The organism is Cytobacillus kochii (genome assembly GCF_020171845.1).
GTDB lineage: Bacteria > Bacillota > Bacilli > Bacillales > Cytobacillaceae > Cytobacillus > Cytobacillus kochii.
On the sequence record NZ_JAIVAM010000003.1, the window covers coordinates 16,642 to 40,591 of the forward strand.

General features: G+C 35.8%; 22 protein-coding genes. 18 read left to right on the top strand and 4 right to left on the bottom strand.

Going from position 1 to position 23,950, the window contains the following annotated elements:
- The first annotated feature begins 117 nt into the window (after nt 1-117).
- On the top strand, nt 118-1,815 hold the full coding sequence (gene ezrA / locus LCM23_RS03590) for a septation ring formation regulator EzrA (RefSeq protein ID WP_224935747.1): 1,698 nt from the start codon (nt 118-120) through the stop codon (nt 1,813-1,815).
- Between the two features lie 182 nt (nt 1,816-1,997).
- On the opposite strand, the gene brnQ is transcribed toward ezrA, so the two are convergent.
- Nucleotides 1,998-3,341: a branched-chain amino acid transport system II carrier protein gene (gene brnQ / locus LCM23_RS03595; RefSeq protein WP_224935748.1), complete on the bottom strand. Its 1,344-nt coding sequence runs from the start codon at nt 3,339-3,341 to the stop codon at nt 1,998-2,000.
- Between the two features lie 380 nt (nt 3,342-3,721).
- Here brnQ and LCM23_RS03600 point away from each other — a divergent pair, with 380 nt between their 5' ends.
- The 3 genes from LCM23_RS03600 (at nt 3,722) to LCM23_RS03610 (ending at nt 6,387) form a co-directional block, all read left to right on the top strand.
- Nucleotides 3,722-4,864, top strand: a complete 1,143-nt coding sequence (locus LCM23_RS03600; RefSeq protein ID WP_224935749.1) for a cysteine desulfurase family protein — start codon at nt 3,722-3,724, stop codon at nt 4,862-4,864.
- Entirely contained in the window at nt 4,864-6,069 is a 1,206-nt protein-coding gene (gene thiI / locus LCM23_RS03605; protein ID WP_224935750.1) for a tRNA uracil 4-sulfurtransferase ThiI, read from the top strand. Before LCM23_RS03600 ends, thiI begins: the two co-directional genes overlap by 1 nt.
- Nucleotides 6,070-6,186: 117 nt before the next feature.
- Nucleotides 6,187-6,387: an alpha/beta-type small acid-soluble spore protein gene (locus LCM23_RS03610; protein WP_066191274.1), complete on the top strand. Its 201-nt coding sequence runs from the start codon at nt 6,187-6,189 to the stop codon at nt 6,385-6,387.
- 52 nt (nt 6,388-6,439) lie between these two features.
- On the opposite strand, the gene LCM23_RS03615 is transcribed toward LCM23_RS03610, so the two are convergent.
- On the bottom strand, nt 6,440-7,324 hold the full coding sequence (locus tag LCM23_RS03615; RefSeq protein ID WP_224935751.1) for a LysR family transcriptional regulator: 885 nt from the start codon (nt 7,322-7,324) through the stop codon (nt 6,440-6,442).
- Between the two features lie 153 nt (nt 7,325-7,477).
- Between LCM23_RS03615 and hutG the strand changes: the two genes are divergently transcribed.
- From hutG to rarD, 5 genes are all read left to right on the top strand, one after another.
- Nucleotides 7,478-8,446, top strand: a complete 969-nt coding sequence (gene hutG / locus LCM23_RS03620) for a formimidoylglutamase (protein WP_224935752.1) — start codon at nt 7,478-7,480, stop codon at nt 8,444-8,446.
- Nucleotides 8,443-9,648 carry a sodium/glutamate symporter gene (gltS, locus tag LCM23_RS03625; RefSeq protein WP_224935753.1) on the top strand — a complete coding sequence of 402 codons (1,206 nt, stop codon included), beginning with the start codon at nt 8,443-8,445 and terminating at the stop codon, nt 9,646-9,648. The genes hutG and gltS overlap by 4 nt, the downstream gene beginning before the upstream one ends.
- 304 nt (nt 9,649-9,952) lie before the next feature.
- Complete coding sequence (mbcS, locus tag LCM23_RS03630) at nt 9,953-11,539, top strand: acyl-CoA synthetase MbcS (RefSeq protein WP_224935754.1); 1,587 nt, start codon at nt 9,953-9,955, stop codon at nt 11,537-11,539.
- A gap of 112 nt (nt 11,540-11,651) precedes the next feature.
- A complete protein-coding gene (locus tag LCM23_RS03635) occupies nt 11,652-13,241 on the top strand; it encodes an amidohydrolase (protein WP_224935755.1) in 1,590 nt (529 codons plus the stop codon).
- 76 nt (nt 13,242-13,317) lie between these two features.
- Nucleotides 13,318-14,247, top strand: coding sequence for an EamA family transporter RarD (gene rarD, locus LCM23_RS03640; protein ID WP_224935756.1), 930 nt, complete (start codon nt 13,318-13,320; stop codon nt 14,245-14,247).
- A gap of 228 nt (nt 14,248-14,475) precedes the next feature.
- Here rarD and LCM23_RS03645 read toward each other — a convergent pair whose 3' ends face one another.
- Nucleotides 14,476-15,273, bottom strand: a complete 798-nt coding sequence (locus LCM23_RS03645; protein ID WP_224935757.1) for an NAD kinase — start codon at nt 15,271-15,273, stop codon at nt 14,476-14,478.
- A gap of 172 nt (nt 15,274-15,445) precedes the next feature.
- On the opposite strand from LCM23_RS03645, the gene sppA reads away from it, so the two are divergent.
- The 9 genes from sppA to LCM23_RS03690 all read left to right on the top strand — a co-directional run bounded on the left by sppA (nt 15,446) and on the right by LCM23_RS03690 (nt 23,567).
- Complete coding sequence (sppA, locus tag LCM23_RS03650; RefSeq protein ID WP_224935758.1) at nt 15,446-16,456, top strand: signal peptide peptidase SppA; 1,011 nt, start codon at nt 15,446-15,448, stop codon at nt 16,454-16,456.
- Between the two features lie 113 nt (nt 16,457-16,569).
- Complete coding sequence (locus LCM23_RS03655; protein WP_224936189.1) at nt 16,570-16,995, top strand: RDD family protein; 426 nt, start codon at nt 16,570-16,572, stop codon at nt 16,993-16,995.
- 227 nt (nt 16,996-17,222) lie between these two features.
- Nucleotides 17,223-17,918 (top strand): DUF2953 domain-containing protein, encoded by a 696-nt coding sequence (locus LCM23_RS03660; protein ID WP_224935759.1) that lies wholly within the window; start codon nt 17,223-17,225, stop codon nt 17,916-17,918.
- Between the two features lie 20 nt (nt 17,919-17,938).
- Nucleotides 17,939-18,394 (top strand): GerW family sporulation protein, encoded by a 456-nt coding sequence (gene ytfJ, locus LCM23_RS03665; RefSeq protein ID WP_224935760.1) that lies wholly within the window; start codon nt 17,939-17,941, stop codon nt 18,392-18,394.
- Nucleotides 18,395-18,570: 176 nt separating this feature from the next.
- Entirely contained in the window at nt 18,571-19,071 is a 501-nt protein-coding gene (tpx, locus tag LCM23_RS03670) for a thiol peroxidase (protein ID WP_095372280.1), read from the top strand.
- Nucleotides 19,072-19,423: 352 nt separating this feature from the next.
- The gene (locus tag LCM23_RS03675) at nt 19,424-20,413 is read left to right on the top strand and encodes a class I SAM-dependent methyltransferase (RefSeq protein WP_224935761.1); all 990 of its coding nucleotides are present in this window, start codon (nt 19,424-19,426) and stop codon (nt 20,411-20,413) included.
- Between the two features lie 285 nt (nt 20,414-20,698).
- A complete protein-coding gene (locus LCM23_RS03680; RefSeq protein ID WP_095372282.1) occupies nt 20,699-21,886 on the top strand; it encodes an acetate kinase in 1,188 nt (395 codons plus the stop codon).
- A gap of 325 nt (nt 21,887-22,211) precedes the next feature.
- Nucleotides 22,212-23,045 (top strand): EcsC family protein, encoded by an 834-nt coding sequence (locus tag LCM23_RS03685; protein ID WP_095372283.1) that lies wholly within the window; start codon nt 22,212-22,214, stop codon nt 23,043-23,045.
- 9 nt (nt 23,046-23,054) lie between these two features.
- On the top strand, nt 23,055-23,567 hold the full coding sequence (locus tag LCM23_RS03690) for a MogA/MoaB family molybdenum cofactor biosynthesis protein (protein ID WP_224935762.1): 513 nt from the start codon (nt 23,055-23,057) through the stop codon (nt 23,565-23,567).
- A gap of 39 nt (nt 23,568-23,606) precedes the next feature.
- Here LCM23_RS03690 and LCM23_RS03695 read toward each other — a convergent pair whose 3' ends face one another.
- Complete coding sequence (locus LCM23_RS03695) at nt 23,607-23,921, bottom strand: hypothetical protein (RefSeq protein ID WP_224935763.1); 315 nt, start codon at nt 23,919-23,921, stop codon at nt 23,607-23,609.
- Nucleotides 23,922-23,950 lie beyond the last annotated feature (29 nt).

The following is a 23,950-nucleotide window of genomic DNA, read 5'->3' on the forward strand; positions in this document are numbered from 1 at the left end:
TAAAATAATAGTCAAAAAATGTCGTTTACATGGTATCATAAAAGCATTGAAATGAACAAGAAAATGATTTATTTAAAGTATATATTTGGTTCGGTAACAGAACAGGGGGCTTTACAGATGGGATATGTAATTGGTGTACTCATAGTTTTCATATGCATTTATTTTACAGGGTATTTTTTTAAGAAGAAATACTTCAAGGAAGTGGATCGACTAGAGACATGGAAGCTTGAAATTATGGATCGCCCTGTTTTGGATGAATTATCGAAGGTGAAGGCACTAAATATGACAGGTCAAACGGAAAAATTATTTGAAAAATGGCGAAGTGCTTGGGACGAAATCGTCACATCACAGCTTCCTGAGGTTGAAACGACATTATTTGATGCGGAAGAATACATAGATAAATATCGGTTCAATAAAGCTAAGGAAAGCTTAAATAAAATTGAAGCAGAATTGAACCTAGTAGAGGAACAAATCGACCAGATTTTAATAGAGCTAAAAGAGTTAGTGGGAAGTGAAGAAAAGAACCGCCTCGAAATGGAAGCGTTAAAAGATACATATCGCAATTATAAAAAACGATTACTAACACAACGTCATGCCTTTGGCAAGCCGGGGGAACAACTCGAAAACAGGTTAGGTGAAATGCATAATGAATTCGAGTTATTTACTCAAAAAACAAATGAAGGAAACTATCTTGAGGCAAGGGAAATCGTTCTCGCTTTAAATCAAAAGATGGAAGAAATGAACGATCATGTAGATCAAATTCCTGTATTATTAGTTGAGGTAAATACTAAATTGCCTAATCAGTTAGCAGAATTAAAGGATGGATTTGAGGAGATGAAGGAGCAAGGTTATCTACTCGAACACCTCCAAGTAGAAAAGAATATAAGTGAAATAGAAGAAGAAGTTAAAAAAATAATTGGGTTAGTTGAAGAGGTAAACGTGAAAGCTGCTTCTGAACTCCAAGATGAAATTAAGGAACGAATTGATAGTTTATATGAACAGCTAGAAAAGGAAGTAATGGCGAAACATTTCGTTTCTAAAGAAGAAAGCAAGGCGAAAGATCTCTTGATTGATAGCAGTGAAAGACATATGGATTTAATAGAAGAAATGCGAATGATTTCCGATACATATCATGTACCAGACACGGAAAGTGATACACAGGAAAGACTTCAGAAGCTATTAACTAATGCCATCAAAAGGTATGAAGTATTAGAAGATAAAATCAAGGAACAAAAAGTCCCTCATACAATTTTAAAAGAAGAATTGACAGCTGTAAAAGAAGAACTAGATATTATAAAAGAGGAACAAACTCGTTTTAGTGAAAAATTAGAAGCACTACGTAAAGACGAAATGGTAGCAAGGGAAAAAATTAATGATTTAAAAAAGCAGGTTAGTGACCTAGCTCGCTTAGTTTCAAAAAGTAATATTCCGGGGTTACCAGAAGAATATAAATTTGTAATGAAAGAAGCAAACGATCAGATTAAAGAGGTTATCTTACGACTTGAAGAAAAGCCACTAAATATTTCATCTGTTAACGATTATATGGAAATCGCCTTTATATCAGTAGAGAAAGCAGTTGAATATACGGAGGATATGATAGAGACATATTCGTTAACTGAGAAAGTCATTCAGTATGGTAATAGATATCGTAGTCGTCATCTAGGGTTAAAGGAAAAATTTACAAATGCTGAGCTTGCCTTTAGGAATTATGAATACAAAGCAGCGCTTGAACTGGCAGCAACCGCGATTGAAGAAGTTGAACCAGGAGCATTAGAGAAGATTAAGGATTGGATAAATGAAGAGGAAAAAAACTGATGTAGTTACATCAGTTTTTTTCGTTTGAATTCGCTTGCTATAGTTGTTTCATTCGGTTAATAAGTGATTTGCGACCTTAATTTAGTGCGACCGTCTGACCAAAAGCTCAAAAGAAATGAATAACATATAACAAAAAGCGAAGGCCCCTTTTCCTTCGCTTTTCTTAGTGACTATTTCTTTTTTTAATCTTCTTGAGTTTGTAACTGTTCTTTCGGGTTTGTATTGAAAGCGATAATAAAACCAACAATTGCACCAATGATAGCAGGTACAAGCCATCCAATACCTACACTAAATAACGGTAAGATAGAAAGTGTGTTATTTAGTCCTTCGCTTCCAAGACCAGCTGCATTTAATCCATCGATTATGCTAATTATTCCTGTTGGAATGAGCGCACAAATATAAACAATAGCTGCTCCTTTAAATACATTGTTTATTAGTGAGAGAAGAATAAGCACAATAGCTAATGGATAAAGGAATGTTAGCACTGGTACTGAGAAATTAATTAATTGTGTTAATCCGACATTTGCAATCGCCATACTAAAAATGGAGAATATAATAACGAACTTTTTATATGAAATACTTGGTACAATTTTATTAAAGTAAGTTGCGCAAGATGAGGTTAATCCCACAGATGTTGTTAAACAAGCGAAAATGATCGCAAATCCGAGAATATAACCGCCTGCAGAACCAAATAAAAATTGTGCAGCTACTGATAATAACGCACCACCATTTGGTTGTACACCTAATGTACTTGGAGATGTAGAACCAATATAAGCAAGTGATACATAAATAATAGCTAGACCAGCTGCGGCAATAAGTCCAGCGGCGATACAAATTTTTGTAATTGAAGCTTTTTTTGTAACACCAAAGCCTTTGATTGAACCGATAACGATAATACCAAATACTAGAGCGGCAATCGTATCCATTGTCAAGTACCCTTCAATAAATCCTTTAAAGAAGGCACTATCTACATAAGCGCCTGTTGGAGCTTGAGGGTCTCCTATTGGTGAGATAATCGCTTTTATTACAATTACAGCTAGAATAATTAATAGCAGTGGCGTTAGAATGTTACCGATTACATCTACAAGCTTACCTGGATTCATAGCTAATAAAGTCGTAAGCGCGAAGAAAACAATTGAGAATATTAAAAGTGGCCAAATTGAATTGGCAGCGTTTTCAGATAAAAACGGCAATATCCCAATCTCATAAGAAACTGTTCCTGTACGAGGAATGGCAAATAGTGGACCAATGACTAAATACATTACCACAGTAAAGATTAATCCATACAATGGGTGAACTCGGTTTGCCATTGTTTGTACATCACCAGATTTTGCAATGGCAATAACAGCAATGAGTGGTAGTCCGACACCAGTAATTAGGAAACCAATAATTGCTACCCATACAGAAGTACCAGCTTCTTGTCCCAAAAATGGTGGAAATATCATATTCCCTGCTCCGAAGAATAGAGCAAAGAGCATTAAACCTATTGAAAAGATTTGTTTGAACGAAAGTGTGTTATTATTCATACAATTTACCCCCTAAGTCGCTCGTCAATAGTCACTATAAAATTTTCAACAGAAACTATAGTACCATGGTTTTGACGAAATGTGTCGAATTATAAAAATGTTGTAATTTTGGGTATATTGAAATAACGGTGGCAAACTTTGAAAGGAATAGATTTTCGGAGTTTTTTTAAACCAATTATTTTCATTATAAATTAAAAACCCAAAATTATAAAGCAAAACCTGTATTAATACACAAAATTTTTTTTGATTGTGTATCGTAATAATTTGTTTTTACAAAATAGTAAAATTACATTTCGTCTTTATACAAATAACATTTCTATCTAAGCGAAAATTATGCTATGATTAAAAATTGCATAAGTGTTCTTCAAGGAGGAGCCGTAATGATTTATCTAGATAATAGTGCAACTACTCAACCATATAAAGAAGTAATTGATGCGTTTGTAAAAGTTTCTTCTACCTTTTTTGGTAATCCATCATCCCTCCATGGAGTTGGTGAGAAAGCTGAAAAACTATTGCAACAAGCGAGGAGACAGATAGCACAATTGCTTAAAGTAAAAGAAAAAGAATTACTGTTTACTTCAGGTGGTACGGAAGGTAATAATATGGCAATTAAAGGAATTGCTAAACAATATCAGCATCGTGGCAATCATTTAATTACAACAACCATTGAACACCCTTCTGTTATTGAGACAATGAAGCAGTTAGAAAAAGACGGATTTGAAGTGACCTATCTACCTGTAGATGGGGATGGAAGAATTTCTCTAGATGATTTACAAGTAGCTATAAAGGAAGAAACGATTCTTGTCTCTGTTATGCATGTCAATAATGAAATAGGGACCATTCAACCAATTAAAGCTATTGGAACTTTATTAAAAGAATATCCTAAGGTTTTCTTTCATGTCGATGCTGTTCAATCAGTAGGCAAAGTCCCACTTGAGTTATATGAATTTGGTATTGATGCTTGTACAATGTCAAGCCATAAATTTCATGGCCTAAAGGGTTCGGGTATTTTATATTTACGACAAGGAGTATCCTTAACGCCCCTTCTTGCAGGTGGTAACCAAGAAAGTGAATTAAGGAGCGGCACAGAAAATACAGGTGGAATTGTCGCGATGGCTAAAGCGTTGAGGATGACAAATGATTATTTCAACTCTAGCTCTAAACTTTCTCATTTAATGAATGAAATTAGAATAGCATTAAGTGAAATAGAAGATGTCATTATCCATACGCCAATAAAAGAGACAGCTCCACATATTCTTAATTTCTCTGTTAAAGGCTTTAAGTCAGAGGTTTTTGTTCATGCCTTAGAAGAGAATGATATTTATATTTCTACCACGAGTGCTTGTTCATCTAAACATGCTCAAGCGAGTAGTACATTACTTGCTATGGGTATAAAAGAAGAAATTGCCTTGAGTGCCGTTAGAGTGAGTTTAAGTTATCATACAACGGCTGATGAGGTAGAAAAGTTTATTCATGAAGTGAAAAACACTATATTTCAACTGAGAAAGGTAATGAAAGCTTAATGAAATACGATAGAATATTAATTCGTTATGGAGAAATTTCAACTAAAGGAAGAAATCGTAAGAATTTTATAGATAAATTAAGAAAAAGCGTAAAGAGAGTCCTACATGATTTTCCTGAAATCAAGGTCGAGGGGCAAAGAGATCGCATGTTTGTTCTGCTTAATGACCAACCACATGAAGAGATTATTGAGAGATTAAAGGGTGTCTTTGGTATCCAGTCTTTTAGTCCGGTTTTGAAGGTGGAAAAAGATTTAGATACAATGAAGGAAAAGGCATTACAATTAATTCAAAAGGTTTATCAAGAAGGCGATACGTTTAAAATCACAGCGAAAAGAGCAGATAAAAGTTTTGCATTAGATACGTTTGGTATTAACCAAGCATTTGGTGCACATATTTTAACAAATATGCCTTCTATCTCAGTTGATGTGAAAAAACCAAGTATAAACTTAGTCATTGAAGTGAGAAAAGAAGCAAGCTATATTTCATGTGAGAATATTAAAGGAGCTGTTGGCTTACCAGCTGGTTCAAGTGGGAAAGGTATGCTCATGTTATCTGGTGGGATTGATAGCCCTGTTGCAGGATATTTATCCATGAAAAGAGGAATTGAAGTCGAGGCTGTTCATTTTTATAGCCCTCCATTTACAAGTGAAAGATCAAAACAAAAAGTCATTGATCTAGCGGAAAAGCTTTCTCGAATTAATGGTGGCGTGGCGCTTCATATTGTTCCTTTTACTGAAATACAACAGCTGATACAGAAACAAATTCCTGATAACTATACAATGACAACGACAAGAAGGTTAATGCTTAGAATAACAGACGCGCTTCGAGAAAAATATCAAGGATTATCCATTATTACTGGTGAGAGTCTTGGGCAAGTTGCCAGTCAGACGATGGAAAGTATGTATGCTATTAATGAGGTGGTTAGCACACCCATTTTAAGACCTCTGATTATGATGGATAAAGCGGATATAATCGATATAGCCCAAACTATTGATACGCATGATATTTCTATTCGTCCATTTGAGGATTGTTGTACTGTATTTGTACCTTCTTCACCTAAAACGAAGCCGAAGCTTGAAAAGGTTCAACATTTTGAAAGCTATACAGACTTCGAGCCGTATATTCAAAAAGCGGTTGAAAATACCGAAAAACTTGTTATTATGCCGAATTCAAACATAGAAAAAGAGATGGAAGATCTTTTTTAAACGGTCTTTATTACAAAAAGATTACAAAAGGAAATATAAATGCAACAATTACCAAATATTTATTGCATAGTGCCATGTGATTCTACACATTCTATACTCACAAGGAGGTGAAATCACATGGCAAACAACAGCTCAAATAATCTTGTAGTACCTGGTGTACAACAAGCTCTTGATCAAATGAAATACGAAATCGCAACTGAATTTGGTGTAAACCTTGGTGGAGAAACTACTTCTCGTGCTAACGGTTCAGTTGGTGGAGAAATCACTAAACGTTTAGTTCAAATGGCTGAACAACAATTAGGTGGTTACCAAAAATAATTTAATATGATGGCTACAAAAGGGCGGAGTAATCACTTCGCCCTTTTTATATTTAAAAAACTTCAAATTGACGTATTTTGCTTAAAAGTTTTTGAATGGCAGGCGTCATTGATCTGTCTTTCAAATAAGCAAGGTAAACAGTTCTATTAAGAAAAATAGAAGTGATTGGCAAGCCAATAATATGAGGTGTAGGATTATAATCTAAATAGCTTTTAGGCAAAATAGTCACGCCTAAACCTTCTTCAACCATTTTACAAGCAGTTTCTAAGCGCTCGATTTCATATTCAATTTTTGGATAAAGCTGTTCCTTCATAAAAGCTTGCAACACATCTCCTCTCGTTTGGAACCCCTCACGGCTAATTATAAAAGCCTGATTAGCAATATCAGTGAGCTCTACAGAAGTTTTACGAGCAAGTGGGTGTGTTTCGTAAACTGCTAACATAAAAGGCTCATGATAAAGCGGGTGTGAAGTAATTAATTGATTATGCATAGGCTGATTGGTAATCGTAAAATGAACATCGCCTTCCAATATGGAAGAAATAACTTCTTTTTGGCCAAGTACTTCATTGAATTGAAAGTGTATATCAGGATAGGTATTTTTAAATGCCTTTATGACTTTGAATAGCCAAAACTTGGCAGATTCAATTATGCCTATATTAATATGACCATCACCGGTTTCGGCCATCTCTGCAACTTCTAGTTGGAAATGTTCGAATTGTCTTACTATATGTAGAGCTCTTTGATAAAAAACCTCTCCGATATCTGTCAAATAAATGCTTCTTGTATCTCGTTTAAATAGCTCCATCTTTAAATCATTTTCCAATTTCATAATGGCATTACTTAATGATGGCTGTGATATATGTAAAATTTGTGCTGCCTTAGAAAAACTCTGTTCATCAGCTACCGTAATAAAATACTTTAATTTCCTTATTTCCATTTTTTCACCTGCTTATAGTTAAAAGCTATAGATATATATATATTTGGTATTGGTCATTATAGCATAACTCTTTATATACTTTTTTTATACGAAACGTTTTAAATGAATCTAATCAAAAAGTTCAGAAATTTAATAAAAATGAGGGAGTTCGCAATGTACAGTCAAGGAAGGAAAGATCAATGGATAGGTAGAATAGACTCTTTAGAAGATCGAAAGAGTTTTAGATACCATCAGGTTATTAAAATGGAAAACCTTCTCACGCCGAGTGGTAAAACGCAAATATCTAGCTTTGGAATTATAGGCTTTGAAAGTGAAGAAGGAGTAAGAAGAAACAACGGTAGACTAGGAGCGAAAGAGGGACCAAATGCCATAAAAAAAGCAGTTGCTAAATTACCTTTTCCATATGATGTTGATACCAATATTTATGATTTTGGTAATGTGGCTTGTGATAGTGAGCAGTTGGAAGAAGCACAAGTAGAATTAGGGGATTTTGTTAGCATAATTCTTAATAAAAAATCTACACCTATCATATTAGGCGGTGGTCATGAGACACTTTACGGTCATTATTTAGGTGTTAGGAAGTCGATAGGTAAACAAAAGAAACTAGGTATCATTAATATTGACGCACATTTTGATTTGCGATCATATGATGAAGCGCCGTCATCGGGTACGATGTTTAAACAAATATTAGATCAAGACGAAAATGCAAATTATTTATGCCTTGGTATACAAAAACAAGGGAATACTGCTTCTCTTTTCGAGACTGCCTCCAAACTGGGTGTAACCTATATTTTAGAAGAAACCATTCATGCGGAAGGTTTAAATCAAACAAAACAAGTAATAAATAATTTTATTAAAGAATGTGATGTGTGCTTGTTAACACTGTGCATGGATGCAGTTAATTCTGCCTACGCACCAGGTGTAAGTGCACCATCTCCATTTGGCTTAACTCCATTTGAGGTAAGGGAACTCGTTCGATTGGTTACAAATAATGATAAGACGATTTCGTTTGATATATCCGAAGTTAATCCTTCATTAGACAGAGATGGACAAACAGCAGCAGTTGCAGCTCAATTAGTGAGTGAAGCAATCAGCGCATTTCACAGGAGGACAAAGAGATGAACATCACTTTAGATTCAATTTCAACATTGTTTCTTGCTGTTGCCCTTTTGTTAATCGGTAGCATATTAATAAAAAAGGTGACATGGTTAAATCGTTATTGTATACCTGCGCCAGTTGTGGGCGGATTATTATTTGCTCTACTTATTTTAATTTTAAAACAAACAGGGCTAATGAACATTGAATTAGATACATCACTACAAAGCATTTTTATGCTTACCTTTTTTACAACGGTTGGTTTAGGGGCTAGTTTTAAATTAGTGAAGCTAGGTGGCAAGCTACTTATCTTCTACTGGATTGCCTGTGGCGTACTTGCCTTGTGTCAGAGTGCAATTGGTATTTCTCTAGCAACCGCTCTTGGTCTGGAACCGTTACTAGGTGTTATGATGGGGGCAGTTTCTATGGAAGGTGGACATGGTGCTGCAACGGCATTTGGCGGAACCATTGAGGAATTAGGAATAGAGTCTGCACTATCTACTGGATTAGCTGCTGCTACGTTTGGTTTAATAGCTGGTGGTTTAGTTGGGGGGCCGACAGTTAAGTATTTAATAAATAAATACAAATTAACACCTAAACAATCAAGTGATTCAGCCAGTGAAATTGCTCCAACATTAGAAGAGGAAAAAGATCATTCACCAATTTCTACTAATCATTTTATGGTTCAAGTTCTCATTATTACTTTTTGTATGACGGTTGGATCATTATTAGGAGAGTTATTCTCCGATGCAACAGGTTTTGTATTACCAAGCTATGTTGGCGCAATGTTTGTTGCTGTAATCGTAAGAAATATTGTCGATAAAGTAAATGGACGCATCATTGATATGAAATCAATCAATTTCATTGGTGATATTACATTAGGTATATTCCTCTCAATGGCGCTGATGAGCATTAAACTATGGGAAATTGCTGATCTTGCTCTTCCGATGCTATTCATTGTATTTATTCAAGTGGTCTTTATCGTATTGTTCTCTATCTTTGTTCTATTTAAGCTATTTGGAAAAGATTACGATGCTGCTGTAATGGTCGGTGGTTTTACAGGTCACGGTCTTGGGGCAACACCAAACGCGATGGCGAATATGTCTGCCATTACTGAGAAATATGGACCATCCCCAAAAGCGTTTTTAATTGTACCAATTGTAGGGGCTTTTCTTATAGATGTCTTTGCTATGCCGATTATCATTACGAGCATCAATTTATTATCTTAAACAAACATAATGTACGAAGAATCCGAGCAATTATTCCATTCAAGAGATGAGAATATAGCTCGGTCTTTTTGTATTTGATAAATTTAACTTAGATTCAGATATGGGTAATTAAGAGAATTTAAAAAAGAAAGATAGTGCTGAAAAGGAAAATATACCTATGTTTCAGAGAGGGGAAGTGAGTGTTTATTAACTAACTATTGAGATAGAGAAAGATAAATTATTTTAATTATTTAAATAATTTAGTATAATTATTAGTGACATCTTGAATTCCGCATAGATCTTGAGAAAAAGGAGAGATTTTTGGATGAAACGAGAGGATTTATTAGCACCCGAGGTTTATAACTTAGTCTCAGAGGTTGAGCACTATGCGCAAAATAGTGATAAACTGGCGATTCAATGGGAAGATGAGCAGGGGGAGAAAAAGGAAATTACATATAAGCAATTAATGAACAAAGCGAACAGAATTGGAAACGTTTTCGTGGATAAAGGCTTAGAAAAAGGCGATGTTGTTCTGGTAATCATCCCTCGTCTTGTAGAAGCTTATCAAACATATTTAGCTGCACTTAAAGCAGGAATGGTTGTCATCCCTAGCTCAGAAATGTTAAAAACTAAAGACTTAAAATATCGTATTAATCATGGTGATGTCAAAGCAATTATTAGTTATGCACCTTATGTATCTGAATTCAACGAGATAAAAGAAGCGGAAAATCTTCCAAAATTCATTATTGGAGGAAAAGCGCAAGGGTGGATTTCTTTAGATGAAGAAATGGAAAGTGCAAATGAGTCGTTTAAAATAGTAGAAACGAAGAAAGATGATATGGCTTTTCTTTCGTATACTTCGGGAACAACTGGCAATCCAAAGGGTGTCGTTCATACCCATGGGTGGGCATTTGCTCATTTAAGAACTGCAGCTACACATTGGCTTGGTATTGAGGAAGGGGATACTGTATGGGCAACTGCAGGTCCAGGTTGGCAAAAATGGATATGGAGCCCATTTCTTTCCGTATTAGGATCAGGCGCAACAGGGTTTGTTTATAACGGAAAGTTTGAACCGAAAAAATATTTACAGCTCTTACAGGATTATGAAGTGAATGTGCTTTGCTGTACACCGACAGAATATCGTTTAATGGCAAAAGTAGACCGTATTGGTCAATATAATTTATCAAAGCTTCATAGTGCTGTTTCAGCAGGAGAACCTTTGAACCGAGAAGTTATTGATATTTTTGAAAAGCATTTTGGGCTTGAAGTAAGAGACGGTTATGGACAGACGGAAAATACATTGCTTGTAGGTGTCACAAAAGGTATGGGGTTAAGACCAGGTTCAATGGGAAAACCAACGCCAGGGAACAGAGTAGAGATCATTAATGAAGACGGCCAACCATGTTCAGTGGGTGAAGTAGGGGATATTGCTGTTCATGTTGATACGCCAGCACTATTTAAGAATTATTATAAAGATCCAGAAAGAACTTCCATGCAATTCCGTGGGGATTACTATATTACAGGAGATAAAGCTAAAATGGATAAAGATGGGTATTTCTGGTTTGAAGGACGAGGTGATGATATTATCATTAGCTCTGGTTATACCATTGGGCCATTTGAAGTTGAAGATGCCCTCGTGAAGCATCCATCCGTCAAAGAGTGTGCAGTTGTAGGTAGTCCAGATGAAGTAAGAGGTTTGATAGTTAAAGCCTTTATCGTTTTAAAAGACGACGTCGATGAAAATGATGCTAATTTAATTCCAAGTTTACAACATCATGTAAAAGAGCTCACGGCACCTTATAAATATCCACGAAAAATTGAATTTGTCAGCGATTTACCAAAAACAACTTCAGGAAAAATTATGAGAAGAGAGTTACGAAAACAAGAGGCTTCAAAAACGACAGCAAACTAAATATAAAAGACAGAAGAAAATAATAATCTTCTGTCTTTTTTATATGGAGTGATATAGAAGAATGTGCTTTTTTTGTTATACTGAAGAAAAATAATAAAAGGAGTCAAATGGAATGGGAACACTTTGGTTTGGCGGAAAAGTGTATACAATGCAAGCAGTAAATGATTATGTTGAAGCTGTTTTTACAAGAAAAGGGCGAATTATTGCAACAGGGAATGAAGCTGAGTTGAGACAGCTCTATCAGCATGAATTGACAAAATTAGTGGATTTAAAAGGTAGAGTAATGCTTCCAGGCTTTGTTGATAGTCATATGCACTTAATTGGTCATGGGGAAAAACTTATTCGCCTTGATTTATCGCAATTCACTTCAAAAAAAGCGAGCTTACAAGCTCTAAAAGAATATAGTGAAGATGCCAACCCTGGGGAGTGGATTATTGGAGAGGGTTGGAATGAGAATCTCTGGGATGAAGCAGAACCTATCGTTGCTAGTGATATAGACAGATGGGTAAATGATCACCCTGTTATGCTTAAACGAGTGTGTAGGCATGCGATTAGTGTGAACACAATGGCAATGGAGCTTGCAGGCATTTCAAAAAAGACAGTCTGTCCCTCAGGTGGTGTAATTGAAAAAGATGAGGATGGACAACCGAATGGGTTATTAAAGGATCAAGCACAAGAACTGATTACAACTGTGATACCGTCAGTAACTGATGCTTATATGATGAAGGCTATGAATGCCGCTATTCGTGATGCACACCGATTAGGTCTTACAGGGGGACATACAGAAGACCTGAATTATTACGGTGGGTTTGAACAGACCTATCAAACTTTTAAAAAGGTGATAAAAGAGGGCAATCTTCCGTTTAGAGCGCACTTACTCGTTCATCACGAGGTGGTCGATGAACAGCAAGCGAAGGTGGTTTCTCCTCATCCATTTATTGAATTTGGTGCGATGAAAATATTTGCAGATGGAGCACTTGGCGGAAGAACTGCCTTATTAAGTCATCCATATGCAGATGATAAGGAAACAAGTGGAGTAGCGATATTTACGCAAGAAGAACTAAATAACTTAGTAGAGAAAGCTCGTTCGTATTCTATGCCTGTTGCCATACATGCGATTGGCGATCAAGCATTCGAAATGGCCTTAACTGCAATAGAGGCACATCCACAACATACTAAAGATAGAGATCGAATCATCCATGCGCAAATATTAACGGAAGAACTGATTGAGCGAGCGAAAAAACAACCATTAGTTCTTGATATTCAACCGAGCTTTGTTTCATCTGACTTTCCTTGGGTAATTGAACGAGTTGGAGAAGCGTATATGAAATGGTGTTATGCTTGGCGTACACTCATGCAAGAGGGTGTAATATGTGCAGGTGGATCGGATGCACCTATTGAACCACTAAGCCCTTTGCTAGGTATACATGAAGCAGTTACTAGAACAAATGTGAATGATCCGAATGAAACCGTTTATGATATCAACCAAACACTTTCACCTTTTGAGGCGGTATGGTTATACACGAGAGGAAGTGCTTATGCATGTAGTCATGAGCATGAACGTGGGATGATTGTAGAGGGGTTTGTAGCGGATTTTACGATTTTAAAAGAAGATATCTTTAACATTCCTGTGCAAGAAATTCCCAACGTCTCTATAGAAATGACTGTGGTGGCAGAGGAAATTGTTTATACAAAAAGTTGAAAAACTATTGTCTATTCCATTCTTTTAGGCGTATAATACATTTTATTTCGATAATAGAAAGAATTGAGGATGGGAAATGGCGCAAGATGTTAAGCAAGGTGTAATTTATGCAGGTTTATCGTATGTGTTATGGGGAATACTGCCGATTTATTGGAAGTTGATAGGTGGGGTTAGTGCTGGAGAAACACTTGCTAACCGAGTCATTTGGAGCTTTTTTTTCATGCTGATTCTATTGCTATTATTAGGTAAATTGCGTGCTTTTATGACTGTTGTAAAAGGACTATGGCAAACAAAGAAGCAGTTGTACGGATTAATTATAGCTTCTCTATTAGTAAGTGCGAATTGGTTTATCTTTATATGGGCTGTAAATAATGGACAAATCATTGAAACAAGTATGGGATACTATATTAATCCGTTGATTAGTGTCCTACTAGGGATGGTCGTATTTAAAGAGCGGTTATCTGTTTCTCAATATGTTTCTTTTGCCCTAGCAGCCATTGGTGTGATTATCTTAACAGTTTCGTATGGTTCATTTCCTTGGATTTCCTTTTTACTTGCTTTAACCTTCGCACTGTATGGGTTAGCGAAAAAAATGGTGAAAGTAGATGCAGCCATTGGTCTTACACTTGAAACGATGGTCATTACACCCATTGCTTTACTATATATGGGTAGTTTGTTTGTGCAACAACGACAGATGCTGTTTCATGAAAATGTCGGTTTAGATTTATTGTTGATAGGTGCTGGAGTAGCAACAGCCGTACCTTTACTGCTTTTTGCTAACGGGGTCCAAAGAATACCTCTCTCAATGGTAGGTTTTTTACAATACATTGCGCCAACAATCATGCTTATTTTAGGTGTGTTTGTATATGGTGAATATTTCTCCAAAGCACATTTCTTATCCTTTTTGTTTATATGGATTTCGCTGAGTATCTATTCTCTATCCCGTACAAAATGGGTTTTATTATGGGAAAGTAAAATAGCCAGAGGAAAACAAGTAGGAATGTGAAGATTCGGCTGATATCACCTTTGTCTAATATCTTATCCGGTATCGGCAGTTTTCTTAAATGAAGGTCATTTAAGTTGGTGGATCTTCAACTTTAACTATTGGATATACCATTTAGAATAAAGCCGTTGAAATTTTATGATCTTAAAATTTCAACGGCTTTTCTTTTCGATATTACCATTCGGTTCAAACACTTATTACATAGCGTTTATTTGTTGTCCTGACAATTCTTTATAAAAAGGTTCTCTTCACTTTTTCCCAAAAGGAGTTGTCTTTTAGCTTAACGGTTTTTATACTGTGCGGACTTAAGGTAATTTTTATTTCATCTACATGCTGGATACTTAACGCTTCATTATCCATCCCCATGATAGGGTGATCATTTCCCTCGTGTGTAATCTTTAATGTTAAGGTTCTTTGCTCTCCTAAAATAAATGAAGAACCTAGTGTGCGATATTTATTATTATTTAAAGAGGCAAGTTCGCTTACTTGTAGACAAGGTAGCATGGGGTCTACGATCGCACCGTTGACAGATTTATTATAAGCGGTACTACCAGTAGGAGTGGAAACAATCATTCCATCTCCACGGAATGTTTCAAATAATTGACCATCAATATAGATTTCCATCACTAATGTTTTGATAATACTAGAACGGATGGAGAATTCATTTAAACACTGAAACGAGGTTTCACCATCAACTGTAACTTGGATTGTGGGGTATTTACGTACTTCTATATTTTCATTTTGTGCTGCTTCTAGCATTTTCGAAGGCTCATTTAATTGGAAGTCACAGTAAATACCTAATGGCCCATGTGTCGAAATTCCAGCGTATAGACAATCATCACGAAATCCCGTTTTCCTTACTGCTTGTAAGAAAGCCCCATCTTCTCCAATACTAACAATAATGGTCGCATCTCTCGGATCTGTTACTATAGTAAATCCATGATGGGTTGCTTGTTGTTTTAAGTTTTCAACAATTACAAGTGTTTCGGCGTCTTGTTTATGGTAGAAATATAAAAGTCGTTGATGCATGAAAAAAACCTCCTTTAATGTTTCATAAAAAATGTGTTGGAAAGATAGAATGAATAAAGGTGCTTATGATTTGAAGAAGTGACATTTTTTGCTATCATAAGAAGAGATAACCTACTCTTCTCATTCTTATTCTATGAGAAGATGATGTATAATTCAAAGGAGGAATGATGGAATGACAGCAAAGAGATGGGCTGCCTTGGGAATTGCTGCTGTTTTATTTGTCTTTTCGGTAGGAATTAATTTCATGTCTAACGTGGCGTCAACAAATTTTGAAGATACCTTTTCAAACTTGATGGCCACAGGCGAAGATTCTTTTACTGAAGAAATGATCGAAACAGGAGACTCTTTAAATAAAATTGCTGTATTAAATTTAAATGGGACGATTCAGGATACGGGTGAGAGTGGCTCATTATTAGCAACTTCTACATATAACCACAATCGTTTTATGAAATTATTAAACCATGTGAAAGATGATACCACTGTTAAAGGTGTTGTAATTAAAGTGAATACACCAGGTGGGGGCGTTGTTGAAAGTGCGCAAATTCACGATAAAATTGTTGAAATTCAAGAAGAGGCGAATAAACCTGTGTATATTTCTATGGGTTCTATGGCCGCGTCTGGTGGGTATTATATTTCAGCTCCGGCGGAAAAAATCTTCGCTAGTGCAGATACAATGACAGGTTCATTAGGTGTCATCATGCAAGGGGTAAACATTACTGAGCTTGCAGATAAGATAGGCATTGAATTTAATACAATTAAAAGTGGCGAATTTAAAGATATTATGAGTCAAACGAGAGAAATGACTAAAGAAGAACAAAATATTTTACAAGATATGATTGATAATGCTTATCAAGGATTCGTAGAAGTGATTGCTTCTGGGCGAGAGATGTCAGAAAATCAAGTCCGTGAACTAGCAGATGGTCGTATCTATGATGGTCGCCAAGCATTAGATAATCAATTGATTGACGGGTTAGGCTATGCAGAAGATGTCATTAATGAGATGAAAAACGATGTGGGCTTAGAAGACGCTGCTGTTATTCAATATAGCGATAATGTTGGTTTTGGCTCACTTCTTAGTGTAGCAGCAAATAAAGTTGCTGGGAATGATCTGCAAATGGAAGGTGTAATGAAGCTTCTTACACAGCCGAATTCCCCACGCCTAATGTATTTATATGCTGAATAGAAAGGAGGCGCTTTAGGATGCATAATCAAGACGAACCAAAAAATAAGGAATTGTTCCAACAAGAAGGTTCTGAAGAAGCGGTGCTTTCCGAACAACCTGGGCAATTGATAACAATGACTGAAGAATATCGGTTAGCGGGGTTTTGGATGAGATTTTGGGCGTATTTATTAGATTGGCTAATTATTGGTAGCATTAATGGTATCCTTATTTACCCTGTTTTTAGAGCGTTAGATGTTTCTTTAAATAATTCATCTTACTTTTCTGCTGTCGCCATTGCAACCGCGTTGACCTTCTATTTGTATTTTGTTCTTATGACGAAATACCTCGGGCAAACTCTAGGAAAAATGGTATTCGGTTTAAGAGTCATACAAATAGACGGAGGCAAGCTTTCATGGGGAACGATTCTTTTTAGAGAGTGGATTGGTCGCTTCATTTCAGGTACAGTGATGATGCTTCCTTACCTTGTCGTTGCCTTTCATCCAAAAAAGAAGGGCATACATGACCTATTTGCTGATACAACAGTTGTCCATGAGAGATAATTGAATAGCTAGGCATATAAAAGTCATTCCTGTAAGGGATGGCTTTTTTATTATGCAAAAGAATCAGTTTATGAGATTGATGTAGAATCATTTTTTCTTATCCAAGATTAGAAGTTAAGAAATGCTATTTTGAAAAAATTTAAATGATAACCCATATTAATTGGATTTAAAGTTTAACAAAAGGTGAAAATGACCATACTAATTGCTTGAAAGGCAGGGGTGCTCATATGGTTTGGTTCATCATAATTGCTGGTCTTATTCTCTTATTTTTACTTCTTATTTTAGTTATATTATTTTCAAAACTCTCCATTACTGTTCACTTTTATCATTATGATAAACAAAGTCACCTTAGTATAAAGTTAAAATTTTGGAAATGGCTCAAGTATACAATTGATATACCTTTGATGGAAGTTGATCCGCAAAATGCAGAAATTAAAATAAAGGAAGAAAAAACAGCATCAGGAGGAGAGACGAAAGAGGACTCGAAGAATATTACTGCAGAAGATTTGTTAAATAGCTTTAAGGATATGGATGAGCTCTTAAAGCATGTTGTTTCTCTGTATCATATTATTCGTCATTTCATGAGTAAGGTCATTGTTCGTCAGCTGCGTTGGCATACAGTTATTGGTGTAGGTAATGCAGCGTTAACGGGTGTCTTAACGGGTGGGTTTTGGTCTGTGAAAGGCAGTATAATTGGTGTGTTAAGCCATTATATGAAATTAAAGACAAGACCGGATATTGCTATTTCTCCACAGTTTCAATTTGCGGTTGCCCAAACCTCTTTTATATGTATGATTCAATTTCGTATCGGGCATGCTATGCTTGCAGGATTTAAACTGATTAAATTTTGGAAAGGTGGCAAAGCTCATTTTAAGACAAGTCAGCTTTCTGTTTTATCAGGTGATAAACCTAAAACATACTAGATGAGAAGGGGCGATTGAGAATGTCTGATCATCCAATACAAGGCTTGATGACAACTGCAATGGAAAACCTGAAAGAAATGGTAGATGTAAATACGATAATTGGTGACCCAGTAGAAACACCCGATGGCAGTGTAATTATTACAGTTTCAAAAGTGGGCTTTGGTTTTGCTGCTGGAGGCTCGGAGTTTATGATGGATGCAAGCAAAAAAGATAGCAATAATGGTGAATCAAAGGGTCATCCTTTTGGTGGAGGTAGCGGTGGAGGTGTTTCTATCACACCAATCGCATTTCTTATCGTTAACTCTCATGAAGTAAAAATGGTTCATTTAGATGAGAGCACTCATCTATACGAAAAAATCTTAGATTTAGCACCTCAAGCAGTAGATAAAATCCAACATTTATTTAATAAAAAGGACCAAAAAGAAGAATCATCAAATGAGAAAGATCATCAAGAGAAAAATAATTTAGACTTTTAATCTAATATGTTTCAATTAAAAATCTGAACAATATTCAAATTCGACTGTAGGAGGTTTGAATCGTTCGGATTTTTTTGTGCCTGTCTTTTTTTCATTGGATTCATTTCAATTGCAAAAAAGATTCTGAAAAGCTATCATTTAAACGTACATACTTATAAATAAAGGAGGAAGTTATGATGGCATCAGTTACATTTAAAGGGAATCCTGTTACACTGCTAGGAAGTGAAGTGAAAGTTGGGGATCAGGCGCCTCAGTTCTCTGTCTTAGCCAATGATTTATCTGAAGTTACTCTAGCTAATACAAAAGGGAAAATCCGTTTAATTAGTGTGGTTCCTTCAGTTGATACAGGCGTTTGTGATGCACAAACAAGAAAGTTTAATGAAGAAGCATCTGGACTAGATAATGTAGAGGTATTAACCGTTAGTGTGGACCTTCCATTTGCTCAAAAACGCTGGTGTGCTGCTTCCGGATTAGAAAATGTGCAAACTCTTTCAGATCATAGAGATTTATCTTTTGGTGAAGCGTATGGTGTTGTAATGCAAGAGCTTCGTTTGTTAGCTCGTTCGGTATTTGTTGTAGATTCTAATGACCAAGTGGTTTATGTAGAATATGTTGGAGAAGGAACAGATCATCCAAACTACGAAGCGGCAATTGAAGCAGCAAAATCAGCAAAATAAGTAGGATAAAATGATAAAGCACGAGCAGTTTCTGAATCATTTTCAGAAGTTGCTTGTGCTTTTTAGTACAATCTCCTCTCACCATTTCGTTGTTCTATCAGTTGTCGCTTTGCAGCTCTCCCACTGTAAAAAGCTCTACATGACATGTTTCATTTACCACAGCCTCCTCTCTAGTAGAGCATACTATCCCTTATAGATAGTCAAAATTAGCGCAAGTATAGAAATGTTTTCCTTCGTTTTTTATTAAAATCAATTTGTTAGAATATATGAAATAAACTTCATTACTTGTGAATGGTTATAAAGCTAGGTACAATAAGGAGATATAGTATAGGAACGGGAGCGATGATGAACAATGAAAGTTTTGCCGGTGGAAGAAGTGTTTACATTATTAAATGAAACGGCGGAGTTATTGAAGGAAGAATTAAATGTTACATATCTTGAGGCATTAGCAGAAACGGGAGAAAATGTCTTTCAAGGAGCAATACTTCAAGAGGAACTAAGCGAACTGACAACCAAGCGACTTGAGAAAAGTTATGAATCCTTTCATATAAGTAAATTTGAAAAAGAAGATTTAAGAAAGGGATTTCAGCTGGCTATTCTTAAAGGCATGAAAGAAAATGTTCAACCTAACCATCAAATGACACCAGACTCTATTGGTTTGTTAATGGGGTATTTAGTTAATAAGTTTATTGATCAATCTTCTTTCTCCTTATTAGATCCAGCGGTTGGAACCGGTAACCTCATCACAACAGTGATGAATGCACAATCTGGTAAAGTGGTAGAAGCAACAGGTGTGGAAATTGATGATCTCTTGATTAAACTTGCTTATGTGAATGCGAACTGGCAGGAGCATCCTATCCGCTTCTACAATCAAGATAGCTTAGAGCCATTATTCATCAATGAAGTAGATGTGGTTGTAAGTGATTTACCAGTTGGCTATTATCCAAACGATTTACGCGCGCAAGATTATGAGCTTAAAGCTGATGAAGGTCATGCTTATGCCCATCACTTATTTATAGAACAAAGCTTTAAACATGTAAAAGAGGGCGGATTTCTGTTCTTATTAATTCCTAACGGTCTGTTTGAAAGTCCACAAGCACCAAAGTTACATGACTTTTTGAAGAAGTACGCAATTATTCAAGGTTTATTACATTTACCATTGAATTTATTCAAAAATGAACAAGCAGCTAAAAGTATATTTATCCTTCAGAAAAAAGGTGAAGCTGTCAAACCTCCAAAAGAGTCATTACTTGTCAATTTGCCTTCCTTGTCAAAAGCAGATGACGTTGATCGTGTCTTAACAAAAGTGAGTAATTGGATTAAAGAAAACAAAGGTTCCTAATGATAATGAAAGGATTTCGGTAAAAAATTGCCGAGGTCCTTTTTCGTTTTTGCAGATTATAAACTACATTAGTACACGATTATTATGATTCAGACATGTAAAAAGGAAGTCTTATTTTATGTAATACAATATTTCAGAATTTAACTATTTTCTATTTCCTGTTATTATTTCTTGAAATATGATGAAACTCATGTTTAAATGAATTTTTGATGAGATATAATTCAATCAATAAACGATGATTTTATAAATAGCGTAGGAGATATTAGATATAAGGAAGTGAATCATTTGACAAAAATTATTGCGATTAATGCAGGTAGTTCTTCTTTGAAATTCCAATTATTCGATATGCCAGAAGAAAAAGTAATTACAAAAGGAATAGTAGAAAGAATTGGATTAGCACATGCGGTTTTTACAATAGTAGTGAAAGGTGAAAAAAGAACAAAAGAACTAGAGATTCCCAATCATGAAGTAGCTGTGCAATTACTTTTAAATGAGTTAACAGCACATGAAATTATTGCTGAACTTGATGAAATCGTTGGTGTAGGTCATCGTGTGGTCCACGGTGGAGAAGATTTTTCGCAATCTGTGTTGATTACAGATGAAGTGATGGATAAAATCAGTAAACTATCTGATTTAGCTCCGCTACATAATCCTGCAAATTTAACGGGGATTTTAGCATTCAAACGTGTCTTACCAGATGTTCCAGCAGTAGCGGTTTTTGATACAGCCTTCCATCAATCAATGCCGGAAAGCTCTTATTTATATAGTCTGCCGTATAGTTATTATACTGAGTATGGTATACGAAAGTATGGATTCCACGGAACGTCACATAAATATGTATCGGAACGGGCAGCTGAACTGTTAGGGAGACCACTTGAGCAATTACGATTAATTTCTTGCCACTTAGGTAATGGTGCGAGTATTGCAGCGATTGAAGGTGGAAAGTCTATCGATACATCGATGGGCTTTACGCCATTAGCTGGCGTAACTATGGGAACAAGATCAGGAGATATTGACCCTGCCCTCATTCCGTTTATCATGCAAAAAACGGAGAAGTCAGCAGATGAAGTGTTAGATGTATTAAATAAACAAAGTGGTATGCTTGGTGTTACTGGTTTTTCAAGTGATTTAAGAGATATTGAGATGGCAGCGGAAGAGGGCAATGATCGTGCTGAATTAGCATTAGAAATATTCGCAAACCATATTCACAAATATATCGGTTCATATGCAGCGAAAATGTATGGTGTCGATGCGATAATCTTTACTGCAGGTATCGGTGAAAACAGTGATGTTGTAAGAGAAAGAGTATTAAGGGGACTAGAGTTTATGGGTGTTTATTGGGACCCTGCTCTTAATAAAGTCAGGGGGCGTGAGGCGTTTATAAATTATCCGCATAGTCCGGTAAAAGTCATCATCATTCCTACAAATGAAGAAGTAATGATTGCAAGAGATACGATTGAATTAATATCATAATGGAATGAACATTTGCTCCGACTCGCCTTTTTGGTGGAGTCGGTTTTTATATTTTATAAGCAAATGGGTAAGGAAATATCATTCTATGTAAACGATGAAAGATCGCAAAGGATGGTTTTCTATCTACCATTTAGAAAATCGCCTTGTTAGCCTAGAAAATCTTAATCGTCTGACTAACAGCTATCATTCATCAAAGAATTTTATAGTCAAAAACAAATAAGTGATTTAGTAATAGTAAGTTTTTTGATTATAAGAGCAACGTGCTTATTATCAGTTAATTTGCTATACTATTAACAAAATCTAGTAGCGAATGGAGGATAAGGAGATGCCATTATCTGCACGTGAACAAATGGTACTTAACGAAATCCGTGAATGGGAAAATCAATTATATAGCTACGAAGCGAATGACATCGAGCGTTCATATGAACATTATTTAGAATACTCTTTTGCATTATTACCAGAGAATGTACAAAAGCAAGTGTTTTCAATGATGGATAGTTGGATGTTTCATTTACATGCACTCATTCAAGGATCACAATTACAGCTTGATGCAAAAGAAAGAATTCTGTCTTCAGGAAGGATTTTTCAAAAAGATATTGATACATTACATGATATGAATGCTTTGACGATTGATCAATTATCATACATAGCTAAACAGCAAATTGCTAGGCATCGAATGTATTCTTTAGCACAAGGCGGTGCAACAGGAACTGGCGGGCTTATGATGCTAGGGAGTGATATTCCGGCAATGGCTGTCATTAATTTAAGAGTCGTGCAGTTAATTGCCATGACTTATGGTGTCGAAGTCAATACACCATTTGAAATGATGAGTTCATTAAAAGTCTTTCATGCAGCTACCTTACCAAGGAGAATCCAAGGAGAAGCTTGGGAGGACTTAATGAATGACTTAGAACAGCATGACGATTTATATTTTTATGAGGGAAAAGAGGAATTAACAGATATTACATGGTTAGAACAACCGATGAAACAAATGTTTAAAGCAGTAGCGATTGTTTTACTTAGAAAAAAAACGTTACAAGGTATACCAGTCATTAGTATGGCGATAGGAGCGGGTACTAATTACCAATTAACGAGAAATGTAACGGACTTTGCTCATAAGTATTATCAGTATCGCTATCTATTAAATAAGTCAGGGTGATTGTAAACGATGAGCGTAACGGAACATAAGAAAGATTCGTTAACTGTAGGCTGTAAAGTCATCACAGTAAGTGATACAAGAGATAAGGAAACAGATAAAAGTGGGCAATTAATGATCGCATTACTTGAACAAGCGGGTCATAAAGTCAATGCCTATGACATTGTCAAAGACGAAAGTGTCGCAATTGAACAAAGTGTACGAGCTGGATATAACCAAGAGGATGTTGAAATTATATTAACGAATGGTGGTACAGGCATTGCTCTACGTGATGTCACAATAGAAACGGTACAACGTTTGTTTGATAAAGAGATTGATGGCTTCGGTGAGCTATTTCGTATGCTGAGTTATACAGAGGATATCGGTTCTAGTGCCATTATGTCCAGAGCAATAGCAGGTGTGATTAAGCATAAAGCAGTGTTTTGTACACCTGGATCCTCTGGTGCTGTCAAATTAGCGATGAATAAATTGATATTACCTGAGATCAGTCATGTCGTGAAAGAATTGCGTAAAGATTTATTTTAATGAGAATGAGTCCGAACCATTTACGTTCGGGCCTATTCATTAATAATGACCTTTAAGTGTTACATCTTGATCTGTTCGGAACCACAGCCATAATTCATTGATTTGTGAGGCTAATTCGGCAATTTCGTGATTGAGCTTACAAGAAGTTTCAAAGTCGCTTTCATTAGAGAGCTCTTCTTGTTTCCTATTAATCAAAACTTCTATACTTTTTATCCGGTCAGGGATTTTTCCACGAATGGTTTCCCAATGTACTAAAATTTGTTGTTGCTCAATAGATGAAAATGCCTCCCAATCCTTTTTTATAGTCGGTAAATCGATAGATAATCTTTGGTTAAACGTAAAATGCTGATGCATTGTTTACCCCCCCTGCTAAAATTTTTATT

Excerpts from the sequence above, each read along its gene's own strand:
- ezrA (WP_224935747.1), top strand. The coding sequence starts at position 118 with ATGGGATATGTAATTGGTGTACTCATAGTTTTCATATGCATTTATTTT.
- brnQ (WP_224935748.1), bottom strand. The coding sequence starts at position 3,341 with ATGAATAATAACACACTTTCGTTCAAACAAATCTTTTCAATAGGTTTA.
- LCM23_RS03600 (WP_224935749.1), top strand. The coding sequence starts at position 3,722 with ATGATTTATCTAGATAATAGTGCAACTACTCAACCATATAAAGAAGTA.
- thiI (WP_224935750.1), top strand. The coding sequence starts at position 4,864 with ATGAAATACGATAGAATATTAATTCGTTATGGAGAAATTTCAACTAAA.
- LCM23_RS03610 (WP_066191274.1), top strand. The coding sequence starts at position 6,187 with ATGGCAAACAACAGCTCAAATAATCTTGTAGTACCTGGTGTACAACAA.
- LCM23_RS03615 (WP_224935751.1), bottom strand. The coding sequence starts at position 7,324 with ATGGAAATAAGGAAATTAAAGTATTTTATTACGGTAGCTGATGAACAG.
- hutG (WP_224935752.1), top strand. The coding sequence starts at position 7,478 with ATGTACAGTCAAGGAAGGAAAGATCAATGGATAGGTAGAATAGACTCT.
- gltS (WP_224935753.1), top strand. The coding sequence starts at position 8,443 with ATGAACATCACTTTAGATTCAATTTCAACATTGTTTCTTGCTGTTGCC.
- mbcS (WP_224935754.1), top strand. The coding sequence starts at position 9,953 with ATGAAACGAGAGGATTTATTAGCACCCGAGGTTTATAACTTAGTCTCA.
- LCM23_RS03635 (WP_224935755.1), top strand. The coding sequence starts at position 11,652 with ATGGGAACACTTTGGTTTGGCGGAAAAGTGTATACAATGCAAGCAGTA.
- rarD (WP_224935756.1), top strand. The coding sequence starts at position 13,318 with ATGGCGCAAGATGTTAAGCAAGGTGTAATTTATGCAGGTTTATCGTAT.
- LCM23_RS03645 (WP_224935757.1), bottom strand. The coding sequence starts at position 15,273 with ATGCATCAACGACTTTTATATTTCTACCATAAACAAGACGCCGAAACA.
- sppA (WP_224935758.1), top strand. The coding sequence starts at position 15,446 with ATGACAGCAAAGAGATGGGCTGCCTTGGGAATTGCTGCTGTTTTATTT.
- LCM23_RS03655 (WP_224936189.1), top strand. The coding sequence starts at position 16,570 with ATGACTGAAGAATATCGGTTAGCGGGGTTTTGGATGAGATTTTGGGCG.
- LCM23_RS03660 (WP_224935759.1), top strand. The coding sequence starts at position 17,223 with ATGGTTTGGTTCATCATAATTGCTGGTCTTATTCTCTTATTTTTACTT.
- ytfJ (WP_224935760.1), top strand. The coding sequence starts at position 17,939 with ATGTCTGATCATCCAATACAAGGCTTGATGACAACTGCAATGGAAAAC.
- tpx (WP_095372280.1), top strand. The coding sequence starts at position 18,571 with ATGGCATCAGTTACATTTAAAGGGAATCCTGTTACACTGCTAGGAAGT.
- LCM23_RS03675 (WP_224935761.1), top strand. The coding sequence starts at position 19,424 with ATGAAAGTTTTGCCGGTGGAAGAAGTGTTTACATTATTAAATGAAACG.
- LCM23_RS03685 (WP_095372283.1), top strand. The coding sequence starts at position 22,212 with ATGCCATTATCTGCACGTGAACAAATGGTACTTAACGAAATCCGTGAA.
- LCM23_RS03690 (WP_224935762.1), top strand. The coding sequence starts at position 23,055 with ATGAGCGTAACGGAACATAAGAAAGATTCGTTAACTGTAGGCTGTAAA.
- LCM23_RS03695 (WP_224935763.1), bottom strand. The coding sequence starts at position 23,921 with ATGCATCAGCATTTTACGTTTAACCAAAGATTATCTATCGATTTACCG.